The organism is Micromonospora sp. LOL_025 (assembly GCF_048060285.1).
Lineage (GTDB): Bacteria > Actinomycetota > Actinomycetes > Mycobacteriales > Micromonosporaceae > Micromonospora.
The window spans coordinates 1-227 of the sequence record NZ_JBHMIR010000166.1; the positions used below are offsets into that span (position 1 = coordinate 1).

Below are 227 nucleotides of genomic sequence, written 5' to 3' on the forward strand. Positions count from 1 at the left end.
GATCCGGTAACCCCGGATCTTCACCTGATGGTCGATCCGGCCGACGAACTCCACCGCCCCGTCGGGCAGCCGACGCACCAGGTCCCCGGTCCGATACATCCGCGCCCCGACACCGGCGCCGGCCCCGTTTCCGGCACCGGCGAACGGGTCCGGCAGGAAGCGCTCCGCCGTCAGCGCCGGCTGACCCGCGTAGCCACGGGCCACACCCACACCACCGACATACAGCT

At 71.8% G+C, this 227-nt stretch carries 1 protein-coding gene; it reads right to left on the bottom strand.

Annotation, left to right across the window (positions count from 1 at the left end; translation table 11 throughout):
• A partial coding sequence (locus ACFHW0_RS31975; RefSeq protein WP_416613352.1) for a hypothetical protein occupies window positions 1–227 on the bottom strand: 227 nt, incomplete at both ends.